A 23,830-nucleotide genomic window follows, 5' to 3' on the forward strand; every position below is an offset into this window, starting at 1 on the left:
GACCATCTCAGGGGTGTGCGATGACGATCGAGACCAGCCGAGCCGATATCACCCGGTTCAAGCAGGCGGCCCAGGCAGGAACAGTCCAGTTCGATCCGGCTGCGGCGCGGCAATGCGCGGAGATGTACGAGCGGCAGGCCGAACGGCTGAGCTACCTGCAACAGCGCCTCGAATCCGCCGCTGAACTCGGCGGATTCGGCGGATTCGTCTCCGCCCAGCAATTACAGGCCGGCTTCAATCACAAAGCACGAGATGCCGCGGCGTTGCTCGATCACTACATCGAAGCCGCGTACCGGATGAAAGAAGCGTTCTTGATCAGCGGCGGACTGCTCGAAGAAGCCGACGCCGCCAACGCCGCCGCACTGCGCGCCGTCGCCACCCGGGTGCCGCGATGACCGGCGTCGACCCCGACTACATCAGCTCGATGGAGCACTTCGAGTCGATGCGGCACGAAGAGATCTACGCCAAGGCCCAGCAGATCGACGCCGCCGAGGTGCTGCGCGCGTCGGTTGCGTGGCTGGAGGTGGCGGGCACGCTCAGCACCTCGTTCCCGCTCACCCGCACCAGCACCGACCGGGTGATGAATTCGATGGAGTGGCAAGGCGCCGCGGCCGACGCCGCGTTCGCGAGCACCCGCAGCTTCGCCGCGTCGGTGGACGAACTCGCCGCGATCATGGGCCAGGTCGGGGCTCGCCTCGGCGGGGTCGCCGCGGCCGCCGAGGCGGTCAAGATCGCCGTCGCGCCGCCCGGTGGTTCCGGGCCGATCGGAGCCGTCGCCAAACTCCTGGAAGCCGCGCACGTCATCGACGCGCAAATGGCGGAGGAGGCACTGCGCCAAGAAGCAGTGCTGGCCATGAACATGGTGTACAAACCGGCGTACGGCACAGCGGGCAAAGCTGTTCCGGCGCTTCCTGCTCCGCCGCAGCTGCCCGGCATCCAGTCGGCGCCGCCGCCACCGAAACAACGCCAGGCGCCCCAGTACTTCCCACAGGACGAACAGCCGTCGACGCCGCAGGACAGTTACCCGTCCGCGCCGAACGGACAACCGCAGGTGCCGCCGAACGGACAGCCGCAGGCCCCGTCGTCCCCCGAATCGCAAGCGCCGCAACACCCTTCGACGCCGCCGACCACCCAATCGCCCTCCCCCACACCGGCTCCGCCGACAACGCAGGCCCCGCCGACCCAGGACGCGCCGCCCACCACACCGGCGCCACCTCCGACAACACAGCAAGCACCTCCGCCGCCGCCCACCACACAGGCGCCGCCGCCCCCGCCGCCGACGCACGAGCCGCCGGCCCCGCCGACCCGCGACGCCCCGCCACCCGCACCCCCGAGTCAACAAGCGCCGCCACCCCCGCCCCCGGGCACTCTCCCCGACCCAGGCGGCCAACCAGGAGTCACCGGCCCCATCCCCTCGGAAGACGAACAACAACCCCCGTCGACCACCAACCAGCCCGGCGTGGTCCCGTCCCAGAAGTAGACCCAATCCACCTGGGCCGCCACGTATTCCAGCGGCCCAGGTGCCGCCATCGAGTCGGTGCCGACCCGAATCGGCGAGCGCGCGTCCACGGCGGCCCGGTCGAACAGCCTGCCGACGAGCACCACCGCCCCGCAAGAGTGGGAAAATGGAGCGCCTCGAGGCGGACGTAGTCAGCGCGGTTGTGCAGAGCACGGGCGCCGAATGCACGCGGCGGCGCCGATTCTGCGCGTAGTCCCGCGAGCGCGCGGCCCAAGCGACGCAGCCGTCCTTTCCGGCTCTGCCGCATTCTCCGACGGAGACTACAAGCGAGCACAGTGCGCGATGCACGTCTCGGCAAGACCGGCCGGCGGCCGCCACAATCCTTCGACGTTCTCGCACTCCTTCCAGGTAGTCGCACCCATTACGGCCTGCCACAACAGGTGCGACAGCGCAGAGGGGTGCGACGGCGCACGAAGTGCGGGTGGTGGGCGACGGCGCACGAAGTGCGGGTGGTGGGCGACGCGAGTGCCCGACGCCCTTACAGTGCCTTCGGATCGGCCATCATCGGCCTCGGGATCTGCGGCGGCGGGCGGAGACAGCGAGGTCGACTCGCACCCAGATCTTGTGCGCAGCAACGGTTTTCACGTCAGCAGAGCGCACGTCGGGCCGAGCGGGCGGGTCGTGGTACCGGCGCATGCCGGGCAGGACGCCGAACCGCGGGACCCGCGCACGCCGGACCGTGCACCCGAGTCACAGAACCACGCCGCGCGCAGTCACCCGAAACGTTGCACCAGGCCACGCGGAGTGGGATCGGTTCGCGTCGCGGTGCCGGGTGGCTCAGACCTTTACGAGGTCGTCGGCGTGGATTACGGGGCGCTGCATGGTTTCCGGGAGTTCGGCGGTGGAGTGGCCGAGCATGGTGGTGAGTTCGGTGCTGTCGTAGGCGACGACGCCGCGGGCGACGATGCGATCGCCGGTGGTGACGAGGTCGACCACGTCGCCGCCGTAGAAGCGGCCGCGCAGGCCGGTGACGCCCGCGGCCAGGAGGGAGCGGCGGGCCACGACGGCTCGAGCCGCGCCCTCATCGATGAGCAGCGCGCCGCGGCTGTCGGCGGCGTGCCGGACCCAGAACTTGCGGGCGGACAGGCGAACCGGGCGGGCGGCGAACGCGGTACCGACCGTGCCGCTGGTCAACGCGACGTCCGCGGCGGTGGCGGCGGCGAGCAGCACCGGTACACCCGCGTCCGCGGCCAAACGGGCGGCGGACAGCTTGGACGCCATGCCGCCGGTGCCCAGCGCGCCACCGCTGCCCGCGATCACCCCGTCCAGGTCGGCACTGCTGCGCACCTCGGGGATGAAATTCGCGGCACCCTTGCGCGGGTCGCCGTCGTAGAGGCCCTCGACATCGGAGAGCAGGACCAGCGCGTCGGCGCCGACCAGGTGCGCGACGAGCGCCGCGAGCCGGTCGTTGTCGCCGAAACGGATCTCTTCGGTTGCGACGGTGTCGTTTTCGTTCACCACGGCGATCGCGCCGAGCGATCGCAAGCGGTCCAGGGTGCGCTGCGCGTTGCGGTGGTGCTCGCGGCGCGCGAAATCGTCTGCGCTGAGCAGAACCTGACCGACCGTGCGATCGTAACGCGCGAAAGAGGTGCCCCAGGCGTGCGCGAGCGCGAGCTGGCCGACGCTGGCCGCGGCCTGCTTCGTGGCGAGGTCACGCGGCCTGCTGCTGAGCCCGAGCGGTGCGATGCCGGCGCCGATGGCGCCCGAGGACACCACCACCACATCGGATCCCGCGCGCATCCGCGCCTCCACCGCGTCGGCGAGCCGGTCGAGCCGCGCGAGGTCGATCCCGCCGGCCAGACTGGTGAGCGCGGAAGAACCGATCTTCACGACCACCCGCCGCGCCGATGCGATCGCCTGCCGCGCCTCGCTCAGCTCCGAATCCACCTCGGTCACACCCGAATTCCCCGTCATAGCCCTCGAACTCCCTGCGCCACAATCGAATCCACCGACACCGGACCGGTCGCTACTCTTCGTCGTCCTTGACCAGACCGCGGCGCACCCGGGAGGCGTGTTTGCGTTCGGCGGCGCTGATCCGGTTGTCCTGTTCCAGGCGGATATCCGTGCCGCGGCCGGTCGGCACCATGTCGATGCCCGCCGAGATCTGCGGCTCCCACTCGAAGGTCACGTTGCCGATGGTCACCGGGGCTCCCGGCTCCGCACCCTGCTTGACCAGTTCGTCTTCCACGCCGAGGCGGGCGAGCCGGTCGGCGAGGTAGCCGACGGCTTCGTCGTTGTCGAACTGGGTCTGCTTGACCCAGCGTTCCGGCTGCGGGCCGCGCACGATGAAGCCGCCCGGCTCCTCGGGATCGGCGATGACGCTGAATCCGGTCTCGTTGACCGCGATCGGCCGGATCACCGGACGGGCGGGCGCCGCCTTCGGATGCGCCGCCCGATACTGCAGCACCAGATCGGCGAGCGCGAAGGTCAAGGGACGCAGCCCTTCTCGGCTCACGGCCGAGATCTCGAAGACCGGCCAGCCCCGCGCGGTGAACTCCGGGGTGACCATCTCGGCGAGCTCGGCGGCGTCCGGAACGTCGATCTTGTTCAGGATCACCACGCGCGGCCGATCGGCCAGGTCGCCGAGGTCGGCATCGGCGCTGAGCGCCGGTTTGTAGGCAGCGAGTTCGGCTTCGAGCGCGTCCACGTCGGACACCGGATCGCGACCGGGTTCGAGGGTCGCGCAGTCGACGACGTGCGCGAGTACCGCGCACCGTTCCAGATGCCGCAGGAAGTCGAGGCCGAGCCCGCGGCCTTCGCTCGCACCGGGAATCAGGCCGGGCACGTCGGCGACGGTGAAGGTGGTGTCCCCGCTGAGCACGACGCCGAGGTTCGGCACCAGCGTGGTGAACGGGTAGTCCGCGATCTTCGGCTTGGCCGCCGACAGCACGGACACCAGCGAGGACTTCCCCGCCGACGGGAAGCCGACCAGGCCGACATCGGCCACGGACTTCAATTCGAGAACGAGGTCGCATTCCTCGCCGTCCTCGCCGAGCAGCGCGAAGCCGGGGGCTTTGCGCGCCTTCGAGGCGAGTGCGGCGTTGCCGAGACCCCCGCGGCCGCCGCGGGCCGCGATGTAGCGGTTGCCCGCGCCGACGAGGTCCATCAGGACCTTGCCCTCGTTGTCGAGCACCATGGTGCCGTCCGGCACCTTGAGCAGCAGGTCGGTGCCCTGCTTGCCGTCGCGGTTACCACCCTCGCCCGGCTTGCCGTTGCCGGCTTTGGCGTGCGGGTGGAAGTGGAAGTCCAGCAGGGTGTGCACGTTGGAATCGACCTCGAGGATCACGTTCCCGCCGTGGCCGCCGTTGCCGCCGTTGGGCCCGCCGAGCGGCATGAACTTCTCGCGAAGCACCGAAGCGCATCCGTGGCCGCCCTTGCCTGCGCGCACGTGCAGTACGACACGGTCGATGAACTTGGACATGTGGCGATCATCCTCCTTCAGGACTGGTCGTTGGCTGAGGCTGTGCCGGAAACGCACGGGGCCTGCGAAAACACAAAACGGGCCAGGGTTTGCGACCCTGACCCGCTCGGCTGTTGTCTGGAGAGGTAAGGCCTAGGCCTCGACCGGCTCCGCGACGACGATGTTGACGGTCTTGCGTCCACGCTTGGTGCCGAACTCGACGGCGCCCGCCGCGAGGGCGAACAGGGTGTCGTCACCGCCACGGCCGACGTTCACGCCGGGGTGGAAGTGGGTGCCACGCTGACGCACCAGGATCTCGCCCGCGTTGACCTTCTGGCCGCCGAAGCGCTTCACGCCGAGTCGCTGGGCGTTGGAATCGCGACCGTTCCGGGAGCTGGATGCACCCTTCTTGTGTGCCATAGCTGAATCTCCTCGGGATGTCTTACTTGATGCCGGTGACCTTGATGACCGTCAGCGGCTGACGGTGACCCTGACGCTTGTGGTAGCCGGTCTTGTTCTTGAACTTGTGGATGCGGATCTTCGGGCCCTTGGTCTGCTCGACGACCTCCGCGGCCACGGAGACCTTGGCCAGCTTGGCGGCGTCGGTGGTCAGGTCTGCCCCGTCGACGACGAGAACCGGATCCAGGGAGACGGACGTGCCCGGCTTACCCTCGATCTTCTCGACCTTCACCAGGTCACCGACCGCGACCTTGTACTGCTTTCCGCCGGTCTTGACGATCGCGTACGTTGCCATCGGTCGGCTTCCTCCACTCGAATAAGTACAGTCATGTTTCTTCTCGCGGCGCAAGTTCGCGACGCGAGATGTTCTTGGCTGGCTTGCTGCGCGGGGCGTGGTATAACGCCCATCGCCAGGCAGCGACCGACCAAGGTTACCAGAGCACCCCGGCAACGACACAATCCGGCCTCCGGCAGCCCGCGAGCAACTCGGCGGCCAGCAGTTTCGGTCCCAGGCAGCCGGGTCGGCCGCGGTCTACGCGGCGCGGTGTGCCGCGGCGAAACCGCCCTCCGGCAAACGATTCGGCCGGTCGTACCCCGTGGGTGCGACCGGCCGAATCAGGCTGACGGATCAGCTGCTACGACTCTTCCGGCGGCGGCCCCGCGGGACGCCCGACCGCACGCCGCCGCGGCCTGCGCTCCGGCACCACGACCGGGACATCGGCCGTGTAGTCGACGGTGGGTGCGAGCGCGTGCTCCGCGGTCGGCAGCACGAACACCGCGCCGCTGCTGTCCGCGGCGGGCGCGGCCACCGAACGGGCCACCCGACGCCGCCGGGCGGTGCGTGGCGCCGGCTCCGGCACGCCGTTGGTCACCGCATGATTCTCGGCAGCCTTCGGCTCGGCGACCTTCGGCTCAGCAGCCCGCGGCTCAGTGGTCTTCGGCTCAGCGACCTTTGCCTCGGCAGCCTGCGGCTCAGCGATCTTCGGCTCGGAAACCTTCGGCTCGGCAGCGACCGGCTCCGGTGCGACCGGGGCCTGCGTGCGCGTCTCGACCTCGACGACCTCGGCCGGTTCGGTCTCCTCGTCCTGCGCGGGCACGGCGACCACGGCCTCGGTCGTGACCGCCTCGGTCACCTCGTCGGCCGCGATGGCGTGTTCCGGCTCGGCCACGGGGGTCTCGACCGCCGACGCCTGGCCAGCGGAATCGGCTGCGGCCGCAGCGGAACCCGCTTCGGAATCGACCGCGCCCGACTCGGCCGCCTTCGACTCCTCGTGCGCCGCGTCCTCACCGTGGTGCGCCGCCATCGCCAACGCGACCGGATGGGCCCGCTTGACGGCGATGTCCTCCTCCGACTCCGCGGGTGCGGTGCCGTTGGCGGCGGCCGCGGGTGCGGCCGGAGCGGCGCCCTTGTCGCGACCACGACGACGACGCGACCCGCTCTCCCGCGTGCCGCGGCCCGCGCTGTCCTCGCCGGAGGACGGCTCGACGGGGTAAGCGTGCACCAGGATCCCGCGGCCGTGGCAGTGCTCACACGTGGTGGAGAACGCCTCGACCAGGCCGGTGCCCAGCTTCTTCCTGGTCATCTGCACCAGGCCGAGCGAGGTCACCTCGGACACCTGGTGCCGGGTGCGGTCCCGGCCGAGCGCCTCGGTCAGTCTGCGCAGCACCAGGTCCCGGTTCGACTCGAGCACCATGTCGATGAAGTCGACGACGATCATGCCGCCGATATCGCGCAACCGCATCTGGCGCACGATCTCCTCGGCCGCCTCCAGGTTGTTGCGGGTGACCGTCTCTTCCAGGTTGCTGCCGCCGGCGCCGGTGAACTTGCCGGTGTTCACGTCGACCACGGTCATCGCCTCGGTGCGGTCGATCACCAGGGTGCCGCCCGAGGGCAGCCACACCTTGCGATCGAGCGCCTTGGCGAGCTGCTCATCGATGCGATAGGTCTCGAACACGTCGACGCCGTTGTTCTCGTGCCGGGCGACCCGGGCGAGCATCTCCGGTGCGACGGTGCCGATGTACTTCTCGACGGTGCTCCAGGCCCGGTCACCTTCGATGACGAGCTTGGAGAAGTCCTCGTTGAACAGGTCACGGATGACCTTGACCAACAGGTCCGGCTCTTCGTACAGCGTCTTGGGCGCGCCGTCGTTCTTGCCCGCGGCGGCCTTCTCGATGGTGCGCCAGGTGGCCTGCAGGCGTTCGACGTCGCGGGCCAGTTCCTCTTCGGCCACGCCTTCGGACGCGGTGCGGATGATCACGCCCGCGTCGTTGGGCACGATGTCGCGCAGGATCTCCTTGAGCCGCTTGCGCTCGGTGTCGGGCAGTTTGCGGCTGATCCCGGTGGACGTGCCGCCCGGCACGTACACGAGGAAGCGGCCGGCCAGGCTGATCTGCGTGGTCAGCCGGGCGCCCTTGTGCCCGACCGGATCCTTCGAGACCTGCACGAGCACCTGATCGCCGGGCTTGAGCGCCTGCTCGATCTTGCGTTCCTTGCCGCCGAGTCCGGCGGCCTCCCAGTTCACCTCGCCCGCGTACAGCACGCCGTTGCGGCCGCGGCCGATGTCGACGAACGCCGCCTCCATGCTCGGCAGCACGTTCTGCACCTTGCCGAGGTAGACGTTGCCCACCATGGACGCGGACCCGGTGCTGGTGACGAAGTGCTCGACCAGGATGTTGTCCTCGAGCACCGCGACCTGCGTCGCGGTCGGATGGTCCGGGAACGCCTTCTCGCGCACCACCATCACCCGGTCGACCGCCTCGCGGCGGGCCAGGAACTCCGACTCGGTCAGGATCGGCGGGCGGCGGCGACCGGCCTCGCGGCCGTCGCGCCTGCGCTGCCGCTTGGCCTCCAACCGGGTGGAACCGGTGATGCCCTGCACCTCGTCGACCGTGGTGGCGCGGCTGCGGCTCTTGTTCCGCGGTTCGCGCTCGTGCACCACGGTGTTCGGCGGGTCGTCTTCGGTGACGTCGGCAGCATCGCCGGAATCACCGGCGACCTTGCGCCGGCGCCGCCGACGCCGACGGCGGCTGGAACCGTCGCCCGCGTTCTCGTCGTCGTCGGCATCGGCGTTGTCGTCGGCCGTATCGGTCGACTCCGCGGTGTCGGCGTGCTCGGCGGGCTGCTCGTCGTCGGTATCCGACTCGGCCTCGCCGTCGTTGTCGTTCTCGTCGTCGGCGTCGCTGTGCTGTTCGCCCCGACCGCGGCCCCGGCCCCGCCGGCCACGCCGCCTGCGGCGCGGCTGATCGTCGGCATCGGGCTGCTGGTCGGCCGAGTCCTGCTCGTCCTCGACGGTCTCGGGCTCTTCCTCGACCTGCTCGACCACCGGCTCTTCGCGGCGGGTCTCCCGCTCGGTGCGTCGCTTGCGGCGGGCCTGCTCGGCCGCGGCCGCGTCCGGCGGCAGGAACAGCGGCGCCTGCACCACGGCGGCGGACTCGAAGACCACCGGCGCGGCGACGTGCGGCTCTTCCCGGACCGGATGGGTGAACAGCTGGATCGACGGCTGATGCGCGACCTCGCTCGGCCGCTCGGAACCGGCCGCCCCGACGATCGGGTCCGGTGCGGAGAAGACGAGGCCGCCATGGCCGCGACTCGGCGGCGACTCGACGACCTCGGCCTGCTGCTCGACCGGAGCTGCGGCGGCGGGCGCCGAAGGTTCCGCGGCCGGGACCGCCGGGGTTTCCGCGGCCGGGACCGCCGGAGTCTCGGCGACCGGGGTCGCGGTGGGGGTCTCCCCCTCCGGCGGGCCGAGCGCGTCACGGACGGATTCCGCGATCGCCCGGTCGACGTTGGATTGCGCGCTGCGTGCGTCAGCTCCCAGCTCGGTGAGCTTGGCCAGGATGCGCTTGCTCGTTACTCCCAGGCGCTTGGCGAGTGCATGAACTCGGATCCGCTCCGGCAATTGTTCCGCATCCTGTGGTGTTGTTCCCGATGGCTCTTGTTCGGCCACGAAGTCTCCTCGGACCCCCGGGCGCGTCCCTCCCGGTAAGGAGTGACGCGGCCGACGCGGGGGCACTGTCCGTTCGCCTCACGCCGCTCGGCGCAAGGTCATCTGGTCTCGCCCCGCATGTCCGGTTATCACCATGTCGATCGTCGGTTGGGCTAACTGGTCACGCGGCGCCTGGCTGTTGGCTGAACTCCACGGTGTGAGCGCTCATCCAGCGTGCCGACGCGAACAGCGGGCCCGCGCAACCGGGCCTTTTGTCCGTGGCAGCGATGATCGGCATCGAACCGCGGTGTGTCATCCGGTTGCGATCGTCCCGATCATCCGCGTACCTGCGCGAACAGTCGGCATCAACAGCAACCGCTTCCAAGTATCCCACACCACGCGCGACGAGTACGCCGCGGCGCACGGCTTCGCTGCGCTCCCTCACGGCTTCGCTGCGCTGACGCTCAGCTTCGCCGCACGCCGGGGGCGCTGTTGCCCTCGCTGCGCTCGCGCACGTCGGCGGCACTGCCGCCATTGGTGTCGATGGCCCGGCCGCGGCAGTAGCGCGCGACCGGGCGGGGTCGGCAACTGTCGGTTAAATACGGAACTCGGGGAACCAGAGAGCAATCTCTCGTTTGGCGGATTCGGGCGAGTCGGACCCGTGCACCAGGTTCTCCTGGGTCTCCAGGGCGAAGTCGCCACGCACACTGCCGGGCACGGCCTTCTCGACCGGGTCGGTGCCGCCGGCGATCTGCCGGAACGCCGCGATGGCGCGCGGCCCCTCCAGGATGGCCGCGACGACCGGACCGGAGGTGATGAATTCGATCAGGGAGCCGAAGAACGGCTTCTCGGCGTGCTCGGCGTAGTGGCCCTTGGCCAGGTCCTCGGACACGTGCTTCAGTTCGAGAGCCGCGATCTTCAGGCCCTTGCGCTCGATGCGTACCAGCACCTCGCCGACGAGGCCACGGGCCACACCGTCCGGCTTGATGAGTACCAACGTCTGCTCAGTCACGGCGACACTCTAACCGGCACCCCCACCGGGTACCGAACCCGCGGTTCCGTCGCGACCGCGACGGACCTTTCCCGGACCCGATTCACGAGGAACGCGGGAGCCGCTGGCTCGGCAGCAAACCCTTCTCGATCCGGCCGCGCACGTCCGCGCGCAGCACCAGGATGAAGCCCCACACCACGGCGAAGACGATGCCGATGATGCCGATGGAGAGATGGATGAAGGTGCCGAGCAACACCAGAACCTGCAGGCCCAGATTGAACGGCATCGCCCAGGGGCGGCCCTGCAGTCCGGCGCCGAGGAACATCACGATGGCGAGCACGACGAGGTAGGTCCCCGACCACCAGGTCACCCCGCCGCCGACCGAACCGACGACCGGCAGCGCGAGCAGCACCACGATCGCCTCGAGCACGAGGGTGCCCGCCATGACGCCGCGGAAGCCCTTCCACGGGTCCGTGGCGGGCGGTGGCACCGAACCGGTCTCGTCGGTCATGCCGGGTCCTTTCCGAACAGTGCGCGCGTCGCGCCCGCGGTCACCACCGAGCCGGTCACCACGACGCCCGCGCCGGACACCATCTCCCCGGCCTCACCGACCTCTTCGGCGATGGCGATGGCGGACTCCAGCGCGTCCGGCAGGGTCGAGGCCGTGATCACGCGCTCGTCGCCGAAGCGCTGGACCGCGAGATCGGCGAGCACGTCCACGTCCATCGCGCGCGGGGAACCGTTGTTGGTCACGACGATTTCGTCGAACACCGGCTCCAGCGCGCTGAGGATGCCGTCGGCGTCCTTGTCTGCCAGTACCGCGACCACACCGACCAGCTTACGGAAGTCGAACTCCGCGGTCAGGGTGGCCGCGAGTGCCTGTGCGCCCGCGGGATTGTGCGCGGCGTCGATGAAGATGGTCGGCGCGTTGCGCATCCGCTCCAGCCGGCCAGGACTGGTCACGTTCGCGAAACCCGCACGCACGGCGTCGATATCGAGCTGCCGGTCGGCGCCCGCGCCGAAGAAGGCCTCGACCGCGGCGAGCGCGAGCACCGCGTTGCGCGCCTGGTGCTCGCCGTGCAGCGGCAGGAAGATCTCGTCGTAAACGCCACCGAGACCCTGTAATTCGAGTTGCTGGCCGCCGACCGCGATCTGGCGGGCGAGCACCCGGAATTCGCCGCCCTCGCGGGCCACTGCGGCGTCGACCTCGACGGCACGGCGCAGCAGCACGTCCATCGCCTCCGGGTCCTGCTCCGCGATGATCGCGACGGTGTCGCGCGGAATCAACAGGTCCGGTGCGCGTTTGATGATGCCGGCCTTCTCTCCCGCGATGCTGGTGAGATCGGTGCCGAGAAAATCGGTGTGGTCCATGCCGATCGGGGTGATCACCGCGATCTGCCCATCGATCACGTTGGTGGCGTCCCAGGTGCCGCCCAGGCCGGTCTCCACCACCGCGACATCGATCGGCGCTTCGGCGAACGCGGCGAACGCCATGCCGGTGAGCACCTCGAACTTGCTCATCGGCGGGCCGCCGGCGTCGGCCGACTGCGCATCGATCATCTCGATGAACGGCACCAGCTCGCGGTAGGTCTCCACGTATTTGGCCGGGCTGATCGGCGCGTTGTCGATGCTGATCCGCTCGGTGGCCAGTTGCAGGTGCGGGCTGGTGATCCGGCCCGTGCGCCGGTGCAGCGCGGTGAGCAGGGCGTCGATCATCCTGGTCACCGAGGTCTTGCCGTTGGTGCCCGCCACGTGGATCGCCGGATAGCTGTGCTGCGGCGAGCCGAGCAGATCCATCAGGGTGGCGATCCGGGTGAGCGAGGGCTCGATCTTGGTTTCCGGCCAGCGGGTGTCGAGTTCGGCTTCCACCAACGCCATTTCGGCGAGTTCGACCGGCGACGGACCGGAGCTCAGCCGCGGCCCCGCCGCCGGGTGCCGCAGTTCGTCGCCGTATTGCGGCTCCGGTTCGTGGTTCATTTGCCGCTCAGTTCCGCGAGCCGGGCGCTGATCCGGGCCACCTCGGCGGTGGCGATCTCTTGCCGCGTCTTGATCTTGGCGACCACCGGTTCCGGCGCCTTGGCGAGGAAGGCCTCGTTGCCGAGCTTGGCCGTGGTGGTGGCCACCTCCTTCTCCGCGACGCCCAGATCCTTTTCCAGACGGCGACGTTCGGCATCCAGATCGACCGCACCGGAGGTGTCCAGCTCCACCGTGACGGTGGCCGCGCTCAGCCGGACCTCCAGCGAGGCGGTCGCCGCGAAATCGGCGCCGGGTTCGGTGAGCCGGGCCAGGTTCGCCACCGGTGCGTGCAGGTCGGTCAGTCCGGCCGCGTCGAGACCGTTGAGTTTGGCCGCCACCTTCTGCTTGTCCGCCAGACCCTGGTCGCTGCGGAACCGGCGGATCTCGGTGATGAGCCGTTGGGTGTCCGAAACCCGTTGCGCGGAAACCTGATCGGTCGGCACGCCGGTGGCCTGCGGCCAGGCCGCGACCACCAGGGATTCGCCGCCGGTCAGCGCCTGCCACAGCGATTCGGTGACGAACGGGATGACCGGGTGCAGCAGCCGCAGCACCGCGTCCAGCACGGTGCCGAGCACCACCCTGGTCGATTCGGCGCGGGTCTCCTCGGCCGCGAACTGCACCTTGGTCAATTCCAGGTACCAGTCACACAATTCGTCCCAGGCGAAGTGGTACAGCGCCTCGCAGGCCTTGCTGAACTCGTAGGCGTCGAAGGCCGAATCCACTTCGGCGCGCACCTCTTCGAGCCGGTCCAGGATCCAGCGGTCGGCATCGGTGAGCGTGGCACGATCCGGCAGCGCCCCGGTGTGCGCGCCGTTCATGAGCGCGAACTTGGTGGCGTTGAACAACTTCGTCACGAAACTGCGCGAGGCGAGCGCGTGCTGTTCCCCGACCGCCGCGTCGCTGCCCGGCTGGGCACCGCGCGCCAGCGTGAAACGCACTGTGTCCGCGCCGTATTCGTTGATCCACACCAGCGGATCGATGCCGTTGCCGCGCGACTTGGACATCTTCTTGCCGTACTGATCGCGAATCAGGCCGTGCAGGAACACATCTTTGAACGGCACCTGGCGCGCACCGTTCTTGCCCGCGGTGAGCACCGGGTCGTCGGCCACGAAGGTGCCGAACATCATCATCCGGGCCACCCAGAAGAACAGGATGTCGTAGCCGGTGACGAGCACGTTCGTCGGATAGAACTTTTCCAGTTCCGGTGTGGCGTCCGGCCAGCCCAGCGTGGAGAAGGGCCACAGCCCGGAGGAGAACCAGGTGTCGAGCACGTCCGGGTCCTGCACGTAGCCCTCGGGCGCGGTCTCGTCGGGACCGACGCACAGCACCTCGCCCTCGGGGCCGTACCAGATCGGGATGCGGTGACCCCACCACAGCTGCCGCGAAATGCACCAGTCGTGCATGTTGTCGACCCAGTCGAACCAGCGCGGCTCGGAGCTGGCCGGGTGAATCACGGTGTCGCCGTTGCGCACCGCGTCACCGGCGGCCTTGGCCAGCGTCTCGACCTTGACCCACCACTGCATGGACAGGCGCGGTTCGATCGGCTCACCGCTGCGCTCGGAATGCCCGACGCTGTGCAGGTACGGCCGCTTCTCGGCGACCACTCGGCCCTCGGCCGCGAGCCGCTCGCGCACCGCGACGCGCGCCTCGAAGCGGTCCATGCCGTCGAATTCGGTTCCGGTATCGACGATCCGCCCGCGCTCGTCCATGATGTTCGGCATCGGCAGGCTGTGCCGCACGCCCATCTCGAAGTCGTTCGGATCGTGCGCGGGGGTGATCTTCACTGCGCCGGAACCGAATTCGGGATCGACGTAGTCGTCGGCGATGATCGGGATCTGCCGGCCGGTGATGGGGTGTTCCAGGGTGGTGCCGACCAGCGCCCGGTAGCGCGGGTCGTCCGGATGCACGGCCACCGCGGTGTCGCCGAGCATCGTCTCGACGCGGGTGGTCGCGACGATCACGTGCGGTTCGTTGTCGTCGAGCGAGCCGTACCGCAGCGAGACCAGCTCGCCTTCGACGTCCTCGTACTTGACCTCGATATCGGAGATGGCGGTGCGCAGCGCGGGTGACCAGTTGACCAGTCGCTCGGCGCGGTAGATCAGCCCGGCGTCGTAGAGCCGCTTGAAGATCGTCTGCACGGCGCGGGACAGGCCGTCGTCGAGGGTGAATCGGTCCCGGCTCCAGTCGACGCCGTCGCCGAGCGCGCGCATCTGCCACTGGATGGCGCCACCGGATTCGCGCTTCCAGTCCCACACCTTGTCGATGAACAGCTCGCGGCCGAAGTCTTCCTTGGTCTTGCCGTCGACGGCCAGCTGCTTCTCCACCACTGTCTGGGTGGAGATTCCGGCGTGGTCCATGCCGGGCAGCCACAGCACCTCGTAGCCCTGCATGCGCTTGCGGCGGGTGAGGGTGTCCATCAGGGTGTGGTCGAGGGCATGGCCGATGTGCAGGTTGCCGGTGACGTTCGGCGGGGGTAGCACGATGGAGTACGGCGGCTTGTCGCTGGTGACGTCCGCCTCGAAATAGCCAGCGGCTACCCAGCGCTCGTACATCGAGGCCTCTACCTCGCCGGGGTTCCAGCTCTTGGGAAGGGCATCGGCACGATTACGTGGATTGTCAGGGGCTGCGCTGGTCACCCGACGATTCTAGTAGTCGGGCTCAACGGAATTCCGCAGGGGCGGGGGGTGCGCGCACAAACAAAAAGTAAGGCGGAGTCTTCGGTGGATGAGGGACACCGAAGACTCCGCCTACAACTGATAGCTTACCGTCCCAGCTGGAAGTGTTCCGGAATCCATACGGAATTCTCAGCTTCGGACGATACCGCCCCGGCTAACCCGTCGAAACGGGCATTTGGGCGGCCGCCAGGGCCAGATCACCGTTGATGTCGACCGCGGCGGTATAGCCCGCGCCCGCCGCGACGACCACCTGAGCCGCGGCGTTCGCGACGTTCCCCGCGGCCCAGACTCCGGGCACGCTGGTGCGCCCCGCGGGGTCGGCGAGCACCCATCCCTTGTCATCGAATTCGCAGCCGAGCCCGTGCAGCAGATCGGCTTCCGGCACGAAACGCGGCGCGACGAACAGCGCCGCGCGCGCAATGGTCCGGCCGTCGGTCAGTTCCACTGCGCGCAACGTGCCGTCCACCACCAGCCGGGCGACCGTACCCTCGACGATCCGCACGCCCACCGCGGCGAGCCGCGCACGGTCGGCGTCGGACAGTGCCATGGTGTGCGGGAACAGGACCACGTCGGCGGACCATTGCGGCAGCAGCAACGCGAGGTGCAGCACCCGGGGGTCCGCCCCGCCGAGCAAGCCCAGCGGCTGGTCACGCACCTCGTAGCCGTGGCAGTACGGACAGTGCAGCACCTCGGCGCCCCACCGTTCCCGCACGCCGGGCAGGTCCGGCAGTTCATCGCGCAGACCGGTCGCGATCAGCAACCGGTGCGCCGTCAGTACCCGGCCGCTCGCCAGCCGGACGGTGAAATCCGCACTCCCCTCGATCTTTTCGGCCTTCGTCACGACATCATCGATCAGCTCGCCCCCGTAGCCCGCGACCTCGGCCGCGCCGGCGCTCAGCAGTTCGCCGGGCGGCATGCCGTCCCGCGAGAGGAACCCGTGCATGTGCTCGGCGGGCGCATTGCGCGCCGGTCCCCCGCGCACCACCGCGACCCGGCGTCGCGACCTGGTCAGCACCAGCGCCGCGGACAGTCCCGCCGCGCCCCCGCCGACCACCACTACCTCGTATATCTCGTTCATCCAGTGATCACCTCCGTCGACAGCGTGCCGCTCCGCGTCCTGTTACGGCAACCATTATTGCCAATTCCGGGAAATCGAGGTGCACTGGAGTGATGGAGAACCAGCCGACCATCGCCGCGACGCTCGCCGACATCGGTCCCCGGCTCAAAGCGGCGCGCACCCAGCGCAAAGTCACCTTGACCGCCTTGGCCGAGACGACCGGGATCTCCAAGAGCACACTGTCGCGGCTGGAATCCGGCCAGCGCCGCGCCAGCCTCGAATTGCTGCTGCCGATCGCGCAGGCCCTGCAGGTACCGCTCGACGAACTCGTCGCCGCCCCCCGCAACGCCGATCCGCGGGTGCACGCTCCCGCGCGGAAGATCAACGGTATCACCGTCTTTCCGCTCACCCGGCAGCCCGGACCGTTGCAGGCCTTCAAGATGGTGCTGCCCGCCGATCGCACCGAACCGGAGGCGCGGGTGCACGAGGGCTACGAGTGGCTCTATGTCCTGTCCGGCCAGTTGCGGATGATCCTCGGCGAGCACGATGTCGTGCTCGGCCCCGGTGAAGCCGCCGAATTCGATACCCGGCAACCGCATTGGTTCGGCAGTGCCGGCCGCGGTCCGGTGGAATTGCTCAGCCTCTTCGGCAGTCAGGGCGAGCGGATGCACCTGCGGGCCCGGCCCCGCCGGGGCCGCACGGATTGATCACAATTCAGCTGTGTCCGTATTGTCCGTTCTTGCCAGATCGGCTCGAGATGCGGACGCTGGAGAGTGTGAACGGATCCGGTAGTCGCCTTCAGGGGAATCTCAGTGAAAAACCAGGGTATTCCCCGTTGCGACGCCGAAGACGATTGGGGACGCTGGAAGAGGTGAAGCCCCCGCTCGACACGTACGCCGACGAAGCCGTGCTCCCGCTCGCCGAAGCCGCGCTACCCGCCGAGGCCGACTGGCCGCCCGCGGACCTGCTCGCCACGGAAGTGGTGCCGCCCGTCTTCGCCCCCGACGCCGTGCACGACCTGCGGGGTAGTTCCATCGATGAATTGCAGTACCCCGCAACCGCGGCCCTGGTCGTCGCGGGTTTGCCGGGCGCGGGAAAAAGCACCGTGCTGCGCCGTTTCTTCGGCACCGACACCGACGCCGAGCAGCCGTCCGGCGGACCGGAAGGTTCGGTGGTGCTCGATTCGCTCCAGGTCCGCAATCGGTTGCGGCACCGGCTCGGCTGGCTGCCCTACGCGCTGTGGCGGCCGGTGGTGCACGTCGCACATTTCGCCGGAATCCATGCGGCACTGCGCGATACGGACGGTCCGGTGGTGATCCACGACTGCGCCACCGTCGGGTGGGCGCGACGGGTGATCTCGTTCTGGGCCGCCGGATACGGCCGCGAACTGCACGTGATCCTGCTCGACGTGCCCGCCACCGTGGCCAAGGCCGGTCAGCACGCGCGGGGGCGGCGATCCAACCGAATGACATTCGTGCTGCACTGCTTTCGCTGGCGTCAGCTGATGGAACGGCTGCGCTCCGGGCAGACCATGCGGCCCGCGCCGGAGTCGCTGGTGATCGTCGACCGGCGCACGGTCAACCGGATGCGCCGAGTCACCTTCGCCGCGTAGCGGATTACGCGCTCACGGCACCAGCACGGTGAGCGCGCCGCGCACGGCACGCACCGTGATCGGCAGCGCGCCCGCCGGTTCGCCGTCGGCCGTGGCCGGGGTGTCGGGTGCGGCGAGCGTGATCTCCGCGGCGCGATACTGGGTGACCTTCGGGTGGATCTGCCGCTTGCCCGCCGACAGCGCGGGCAGCAGCCGCAGCATCTCGCGGCGCGACAGCGCGCCGACGACGGTCAGATCGAGCAGCCCGTCGTCCATCTCCGCGTCCGGGCAGATCAGCATGCCCCCGCCGTAGGTGCGGGTGTTGCCGATCGCGACCATCACCGCGTCGATCTCCAGGTTCGAGCCGCCGCCGGGGTTGGTCAGTCCGTCGGTGACCGCGCCGGTCAAAGCCATCCGGTAAGGCACGGGGAACAGGCGCGAGATCTCGGCCAGTGCCGCCACGGTGTAGCGCAGACGGCCTTTCGGCCAGCTCATCCGGTTCGCGCGCAGGCTGACCCTGGCGTCGAACCCGGTGCCGGACACGGTGGCGAACCAGGTCGGCGCCGAACCCGGTACCGGCGCGTCGATCCGGCCGAGATCGATGGCGCGCTCGCGCCCGTCGAGCACGACATCGGCGGCGGCCACCGGATCCTCGGTCGGGATGCCGAGTTCCCTGGCGAGATCGTTGCCGGTGCCCGCCGGAATCATGCCGAGCGGCACGCCCGTTTCGGCGACGGCGGCGAGGATCACGTTCACCAGACCGTCGCCGCCGATGCAGACCACCGCGTCCGGGCGGTCCCGTTCGATCGAATCCCGAACCTGCCGTACCGATTCGGCGGCGGAAGGCGCCCGCACCTCGGTGATCTCGACGCCACGCGCGCGCAGCCGCGCCAAAGCCGCATCCGCGACGTCGTGGCCCTTGCCGTGCCCGGACCGCGGATTGGTCACCACGGTGACCGAACGCGCGCTGCGGGATGAATCCTGTGTCACGGAACCAGCTTTCCAGGATTGAGGATGCCCGCAGGATCCACTTCGGCTTTTACCGCGCGCAGCACGCGCACCCCGAGATCGCCGATCTCGGCGGGTAGCCAAGGCCGATGATCGGTGCCGACCGCGTGGTGATGGGTGATGGTGCCGCCCGCCGCCACGATCGCGTCGCCGACGGCCTGTTTCGCGATGTGCCACTGCGCGATCGGATCGTCGAGCTGTTTGGCGACGATGGTGAAGTACAGCGAGGCGCCCGTCGGGTAGGTGTGCGAGATGTGGCACATGACCAGCGGCGGGGTGCCCTGACCGGCGAGCGAGTCGGTGAGCGCCGCGGTGACCTTCGCCTTGAGCACCGGCACGTTCGACCAGATCGTCGCGGTCTCCAGGGTTTCGCACAGCACGCCGACATCGAGCAGCGCGTCACGCATGTAGGGCGCGCCGAAGCGGCCGTGTTCCCATTCCCGGGCCGGAGTTTCGCCGAGATCGGTGCCGCCCGCCGCGGCCAGCAACCCCCCCGCCTCGGCACTGCGCGCCGCGACGTGCGCCGCGCTGCCCTCGAATGTGGTGATGGCCAGGCAACCGGTGACGGCATTGCCGCCGATATCGCCCGCGCGCGCTAGGTTGATGCCGGTTTCGGCCTCGTCGGACAGGCGCAGCACGGTCGGTGCCGCCCCCGCCTGCACCACCGAACGCAGTGCGGCGGTGCCGGTTTCGAAGTCGGGGAAAGACCACGCTCGGTACGCAACGGTTTCCGGCACCGGGTGCACCCGCACCGTCACCTCGGTGATCACGCCGAGCGCGCCTTCGGAACCGACGAACAACTCACGCAGATCCGGGCCCGCCGCGGACGCCGGCGCGCGGCCGAGTTCCACTGTGCCGCTGGGGGTGGCGATCTTCAGCCGCTGCACCATGTCGTCGAAGCGGCCGTACCCCGCGGACGCCTGACCGGACGATCGGGTTGCCGCGAAACCGCCGATGGTGGCGAACTCGAAGCTCTGCGGAAAGTGGCCGAGCGAAAGCCCTTGCGCGGCAAGTAATTGCTCCGTGCGCGGACCGGTGAGACCGGCGCCGAGGGTTACCAGGCCGCTGATCGGGTCGACGTCGGTGACGGTATCGAGCCTGCGCAGGTCCACCGCGATCACGGCGTCGAAACGACCGCGGACCGGGTCGACGCCGCCCACCACGCTCGTTCCGCCGCCGAACGGCACCACGGCGATCCCCTGCTCGGCGCAGTAGGCCAGCACAGCCAAGGCCTGCGCGTGGTCGGCGGGGGCGACGATGGCGTCGGGCGCGTCCTGCGGCTCTTCGGCACGACGGCGCAGCAGGTCGAAGGTGCTCTTACCGCCCGCGTGGCGCAACCGGTCGCGGTGGTCGGCCGACACATTGTCCGCGCCGACCACCCCGGCCAACCCGTCTCGCTGGTCCGGCGTGAGCGCCGACTCGCGGAGCAGCACATCGCCCTCATCGCGGCGCGCCACCGGGTCGCCGGACACTCCGAACACCTGCGTCAAGAGGTTCCGGATCTGTGCCGACAGCGGCTTGTGTCCGGCGGGAATGCCCCAGGCATCCCAGACCATACCCGCCGCGGCCTCGGTTACGCCCGAGTTCTGCGCGGGAGTCGGTTCCTCGCCGGTGTGCTTCTGCGTCTCGACCATGCGTTACAGTTTGACATAGAATGTCAAGTAGTAACGATGAGCCGCCGACCCGAGGTGACACCTTGACCGCTCCGGACGAGTCCGCCGACACCGCCCCCTCCGCGATCGACCTCGCGATCTTCGAGGCCGCGCGCCGCTGCGTCGAGGAATTCGGCGTGCGGCGCACCACCCTCACCGAGGTGGCCCGGCGGGCCGGCGTCAGCAGGCCGACCGTCTACCGCCGATGGCCGGACACCGGTGCGCTGGTGGCCGAGCTGCTGGTGCGCGAGCTGCGCGCGATCGTCACCGACACCATGCCGCGCGCGGGCACCGGGCGGGCCCGATTGGTCGAGGGCATCGTCGCCGGCGCCGCGACGGTGCGCTCGAACTCGTTGTTCGGCAAAATCTTCCGCACCGACACCGACCTGATGCTCACCTACGTGTTCGGCCGGCTCGGCCGCAACCAACGCGCCCTGATCGAACTGTTCGCGGCCGGAATCCGAGAAGGCCAGCAGGACGGCTCGATTCGCGCAGGCGACCCGGAACACCTGGCCACCATGCTGCTACTGATCGCGCAATCCGCCGTGCAATCCGCGGGCACGGTCGCGCCGATGCTGCGCGGCACCGAACTCGACGCCGAACTGCGCCACGCGATCAACGGCTACCTCGTTCCGGGTGCACCCCGGTGAAGACGGTTCAGGTTGTGCGCCAAGCGGTTCGGGTTGCCCCGGACGCGGTTCGGGCTACGCTCCACGCGGTTCGGGCTACGCCCCACGTGGTTCAGGTTGCCCCCCCACGCCGCTCAGGTTTGCCCCCGGGCGGTTCAGCTTGCCCCACGCCGTTCGGGTTTCCCCCGCGCGGCTCAAGTTGGCCGGCGCGGTTCGGGGGGTGCCCCACCCGGCTCGGGTTACGCCCACGCGGTTCGGTTGCCCCCACGAGGTTCGAGTCACGCCCCACGCTCGGTTCAGGTTTGTTCCCCACGCCGTTCGGGTCGCCCATACGCGGTTCAAGTTGCTCCACGCCGTTCGGGTTTCCCCCCGCGCGGTTCAAGTTGGCCCGGCGCGGTTGCGGGGGTGCCCCACCCGGTTTGGGTTACGCCCACGCGGTTCGGTTGCCCCCACGAGGTTCGGGTCATGCCCCACGCTCGGTTCGGGTTGTGCCCCGCGCGGTTCAGGTTCCCCCACGCGGTTCAAGTTGCCCCCACGCCGTTCGGGTTTCCCCCACGCGATTCAAGGTTGCTCCCCCCGACGCCGTTCAGGTGGCGCCCCACCCGGCTCGGGTTGCGCCCCACGCTCGGTTCGGGTTGTGCCCCGCGCGGTTCAGGTTGCCGCCCGGCGGGGTTCAGGTTGCCGCCCGGCGCGTTTCGGGGGGTGCCCTACTCGGTTCAGGGGCTGCCGCACACGACTGCTGGGCGGCGCGCAGGCGATGCCATCGATATCGGAAAGGTAGTGCGATGACTAGGAATTCGGTGGGCACCGGAGAATCGGCCCTCAACGGGGAACGGCGCGCCCGCGAGCTGCGACAGCTCGGCGATGATCAGCAGATCGATCTGCTGATCATCGGCGGCGGGGTCACGGGCGCAGGCGCAGCGCTGGACGCGGCCGCGCGCGGGCTGCGCACCGTGCTGGTCGAGCGGCACGATCTCGCGTTCGGCACCAGCCGCTGGAGTTCCAAGCTCGTGCACGGGGGGTTGCGTTACCTCGCCAGCGGTCAGGTCGGCATCGCACACGAGAGCGCCGTCGAACGCGGCATCCTGATCCGCACCACCGCACCGCATCTCGTGCGACCGCTCCCCCAGCTCGTCCCGCTGCTGCCCGGTATCGGCGCGGCGCAAAGCGCGCTCGTCCGAGCCGGTTTCGTGGCGGGCGATCTGTTGCGTCGCGGGGCGGGCACCCCTGCGGCGATCCTGCCCCGGTCCCGCCGGGTCGCCGCGGCAGAGGCGCTGCGCCTCGCGCCGACGGTTCGGCGCGCGGGCTTACGCGGCGGGCTCCAAGCCTGGGACGGACAGCTCGTCGACGATGCCCGCCTGGTGGTCGCGCTGGCGCGCACCGCGGCAGCGCAGGGGGCGAGCGTGCTGACGCGCGTGGAAGCCCTTGATGTGACCGGTAATTCGGCCACCCTACGAGACACCCTCAGCGGTGCGAGCCTGACCGTTCGCGCCCGCGCGGTGGTGAACGCGACCGGTGTCTGGGCCGACGAGGTCGACCCGAGTATCGGGCTGCGTCCCAGTCGTGGCACCCATCTGGTGTTCGACGCCGCCGCATTCGGAGGCCTCACCGCGTCGCTGACGGTGCCGGTGCCCGGCAGTACGAGTCGATTCGTCTTCGCCTTCCCCGCCGCGCACGGCCGGGTCTACCTCGGCCTGACCGATGAGGACGCGCCCGGCCCGGTGCCCGACGAACCGAAACCCACCGAGACCGAGATCGACTTCCTGCTCGACACGATCAATACCGCGCTGCGAGAACCGTTGACGCGGGCGGATATCCGCGGCAGCTACGCCGGTCTGCGCCCGCTGTTGAAAACCGCCGACGACAGCACCGCCGACATCTCCCGCAAGCACGCGGTATTGACCTCGCCGACCGGTGTCATCACCATCGTCGGCGGCAAACTGACCACCTACCGCCGCATGGCCGAGGATGCCGTCGACGCCGCGGTTTCGCACGCCGCGCTCACCGCCGGCCCCTGCCGCACCCGGCGACTGCCGTTGGTGGGCGCGGTATCCGGCGCAGAGCGCGATCGCATCGATGCACCACCCACCCTGATCGACCGCTACGGCAGTGAGGCCGCAACCATTCTCGCTGCCGCACAAGCCAACCCGTCCCTCTCCGACCCCGTCGCCCCCGGAATCGACGTCACCGCCGCCGAATTCGCCTTCGCAGTCACCCACGAGGGTGCCCTCACGCCCGACGACCTGCTGGACCGCCGCACCCGCATAGGCCTCGTACCCGCCGACCGCACAGCCGCCACCCCCGCCGCCGTCGCGGCCCTGGCCCCCGCCACCTGACGGTCCGCGGGTTACCGGCGACGGCGCTCCCCCGGCCGGGGATCCCGCGCCCGCCCAGGTCGCACCCCTTCTGCGTTCGCGCACGCGCTATGGCAGGCCACAGCGCGTGCGCGAACACAGAACCCGTGCGAGAGCCACCCCTGTGCCGCTTGGGAGCGGATCGACCCCGGCAGTCGCGGGCGGAAGCCACTACGAGACGCAGGCTCCGAGCATGGGCTCCGGGCATGGGCTCCGGGCGTGATCACCAGCGGCAACACCCGGCGCGATCACCAGCGAGAACACCGGACACGACCACCAGCCGCGACACCAGACACGGCCACCGCCAGGAACGCCAGACACGACCACCAGTGGGAACGCCAGGCACGGCCACCAGCGGGAACGCCAGGCACGGCCACCAGCGGGAACCCCGGACACAGCCACCAGCGAGAACACCAGACACAGCCACCAGCGGGAACGCCAGGCACGACCACCAGTGGGAACCCCGGACACGGCCACCAGTGGGAACGCCAGACACGACCACCGCCGGAACCCCGGACACGACCACCGCCGGAACCCCGGACACGACCACCGC

The 23,830-nt window shown here is 69.7% G+C and carries 18 protein-coding genes; 6 read left to right on the forward strand and 12 right to left on the reverse strand.

Going from position 1 to position 23,830, the window contains the following annotated elements:
* The first annotated feature begins 20 nt into the window (after positions 1-20).
* Both NVU01S_RS05690 and NVU01S_RS44115 read left to right on the forward strand, forming a co-directional pair.
* Positions 21-395, forward strand: a complete 375-nt coding sequence (locus NVU01S_RS05690) for a hypothetical protein (RefSeq protein ID WP_043672951.1) — start codon at positions 21-23, stop codon at positions 393-395.
* Positions 392-1,480 (forward strand): hypothetical protein, encoded by a 1,089-nt coding sequence (locus NVU01S_RS44115; RefSeq protein ID WP_043672948.1) that lies wholly within the window; start codon positions 392-394, stop codon positions 1,478-1,480. Before NVU01S_RS05690 ends, NVU01S_RS44115 begins: the two co-directional genes overlap by 4 nt.
* Before the next feature lie 816 nt (positions 1,481-2,296).
* Here NVU01S_RS44115 and proB read toward each other — a convergent pair.
* From proB to NVU01S_RS05745, 10 genes are all read right to left on the reverse strand, one after another.
* Positions 2,297-3,433 carry a glutamate 5-kinase gene (gene proB / locus NVU01S_RS05700; protein WP_373864184.1) on the reverse strand — a complete coding sequence of 379 codons (1,137 nt, stop codon included), beginning with the start codon at positions 3,431-3,433 and terminating at the stop codon, positions 2,297-2,299.
* 52 nt (positions 3,434-3,485) lie between these two features.
* Positions 3,486-4,940 (reverse strand): GTPase ObgE, encoded by a 1,455-nt coding sequence (obgE, locus tag NVU01S_RS05705; protein WP_029899813.1) that lies wholly within the window; start codon positions 4,938-4,940, stop codon positions 3,486-3,488.
* 132 nt (positions 4,941-5,072) lie between these two features.
* Positions 5,073-5,339, reverse strand: a complete 267-nt coding sequence (gene rpmA, locus NVU01S_RS05710) for a 50S ribosomal protein L27 (protein WP_014982626.1) — start codon at positions 5,337-5,339, stop codon at positions 5,073-5,075.
* 22 nt (positions 5,340-5,361) lie between these two features.
* Positions 5,362-5,673 carry a 50S ribosomal protein L21 gene (gene rplU / locus NVU01S_RS05715; protein ID WP_014982625.1) on the reverse strand — a complete coding sequence of 104 codons (312 nt, stop codon included), beginning with the start codon at positions 5,671-5,673 and terminating at the stop codon, positions 5,362-5,364.
* Between the two features lie 340 nt (positions 5,674-6,013).
* The gene (locus NVU01S_RS05720) at positions 6,014-9,325 is read right to left on the reverse strand and encodes a translation initiation factor IF-2 N-terminal domain-containing protein (RefSeq protein ID WP_043672945.1); all 3,312 of its coding nucleotides are present in this window, start codon (positions 9,323-9,325) and stop codon (positions 6,014-6,016) included.
* A 574-nt stretch (positions 9,326-9,899) separates the two neighbouring features.
* Complete coding sequence (ndk, locus tag NVU01S_RS05725; protein ID WP_042253663.1) at positions 9,900-10,316, reverse strand: nucleoside-diphosphate kinase; 417 nt, start codon at positions 10,314-10,316, stop codon at positions 9,900-9,902.
* 82 nt (positions 10,317-10,398) lie between these two features.
* Positions 10,399-10,806, reverse strand: coding sequence for a DUF4233 domain-containing protein (locus NVU01S_RS05730; RefSeq protein WP_043672942.1), 408 nt, complete (start codon positions 10,804-10,806; stop codon positions 10,399-10,401).
* Entirely contained in the window at positions 10,803-12,272 is a 1,470-nt protein-coding gene (gene folC, locus NVU01S_RS05735) for a bifunctional tetrahydrofolate synthase/dihydrofolate synthase (RefSeq protein WP_416382766.1), read from the reverse strand. The genes NVU01S_RS05730 and folC overlap by 4 nt, the downstream gene beginning before the upstream one ends.
* A complete protein-coding gene (locus NVU01S_RS05740; RefSeq protein ID WP_082032110.1) occupies positions 12,269-14,947 on the reverse strand; it encodes a valine--tRNA ligase in 2,679 nt (892 codons plus the stop codon). Before NVU01S_RS05740 ends, folC begins: the two co-directional genes overlap by 4 nt.
* 193 nt (positions 14,948-15,140) lie before the next feature.
* Positions 15,141-16,064: an NAD(P)/FAD-dependent oxidoreductase gene (locus tag NVU01S_RS05745; RefSeq protein ID WP_043672938.1), complete on the reverse strand. Its 924-nt coding sequence runs from the start codon at positions 16,062-16,064 to the stop codon at positions 15,141-15,143.
* Positions 16,065-16,156: 92 nt separating this feature from the next.
* Here NVU01S_RS05745 and NVU01S_RS05750 point away from each other — a divergent pair, with 92 nt between their 5' ends.
* Together NVU01S_RS05750 and NVU01S_RS05755 are read left to right on the forward strand one after the other, a co-directional pair.
* Positions 16,157-16,750 carry a helix-turn-helix domain-containing protein gene (locus NVU01S_RS05750; RefSeq protein WP_043672936.1) on the forward strand — a complete coding sequence of 198 codons (594 nt, stop codon included), beginning with the start codon at positions 16,157-16,159 and terminating at the stop codon, positions 16,748-16,750.
* 164 nt (positions 16,751-16,914) lie between these two features.
* Positions 16,915-17,655 (forward strand): AAA family ATPase, encoded by a 741-nt coding sequence (locus NVU01S_RS05755; RefSeq protein WP_052280754.1) that lies wholly within the window; start codon positions 16,915-16,917, stop codon positions 17,653-17,655.
* A gap of 12 nt (positions 17,656-17,667) precedes the next feature.
* Here the strand turns inward: NVU01S_RS05755 and NVU01S_RS05760 are convergent, their stop codons facing one another.
* On the reverse strand, positions 17,668-18,624 hold the full coding sequence (locus NVU01S_RS05760) for a diacylglycerol kinase (RefSeq protein ID WP_043672934.1): 957 nt from the start codon (positions 18,622-18,624) through the stop codon (positions 17,668-17,670).
* Entirely contained in the window at positions 18,621-20,198 is a 1,578-nt protein-coding gene (locus NVU01S_RS05765; protein ID WP_043673103.1) for an FAD-binding oxidoreductase, read from the reverse strand. Before NVU01S_RS05765 ends, NVU01S_RS05760 begins: the two co-directional genes overlap by 4 nt.
* 98 nt (positions 20,199-20,296) lie before the next feature.
* Here NVU01S_RS05765 and NVU01S_RS05770 point away from each other — a divergent pair, with 98 nt between their 5' ends.
* Both NVU01S_RS05770 and NVU01S_RS05775 read left to right on the forward strand, forming a co-directional pair.
* A complete protein-coding gene (locus NVU01S_RS05770; protein ID WP_373864185.1) occupies positions 20,297-20,944 on the forward strand; it encodes a TetR/AcrR family transcriptional regulator in 648 nt (215 codons plus the stop codon).
* A gap of 764 nt (positions 20,945-21,708) precedes the next feature.
* On the forward strand, positions 21,709-23,259 hold the full coding sequence (locus tag NVU01S_RS05775) for a glycerol-3-phosphate dehydrogenase/oxidase (protein WP_043672928.1): 1,551 nt from the start codon (positions 21,709-21,711) through the stop codon (positions 23,257-23,259).
* Positions 23,260-23,830 lie beyond the last annotated feature (571 nt).

Source organism: Nocardia vulneris, from assembly GCF_001613425.1.
Taxonomy (GTDB): domain Bacteria; phylum Actinomycetota; class Actinomycetes; order Mycobacteriales; family Mycobacteriaceae; genus Nocardia; species Nocardia vulneris.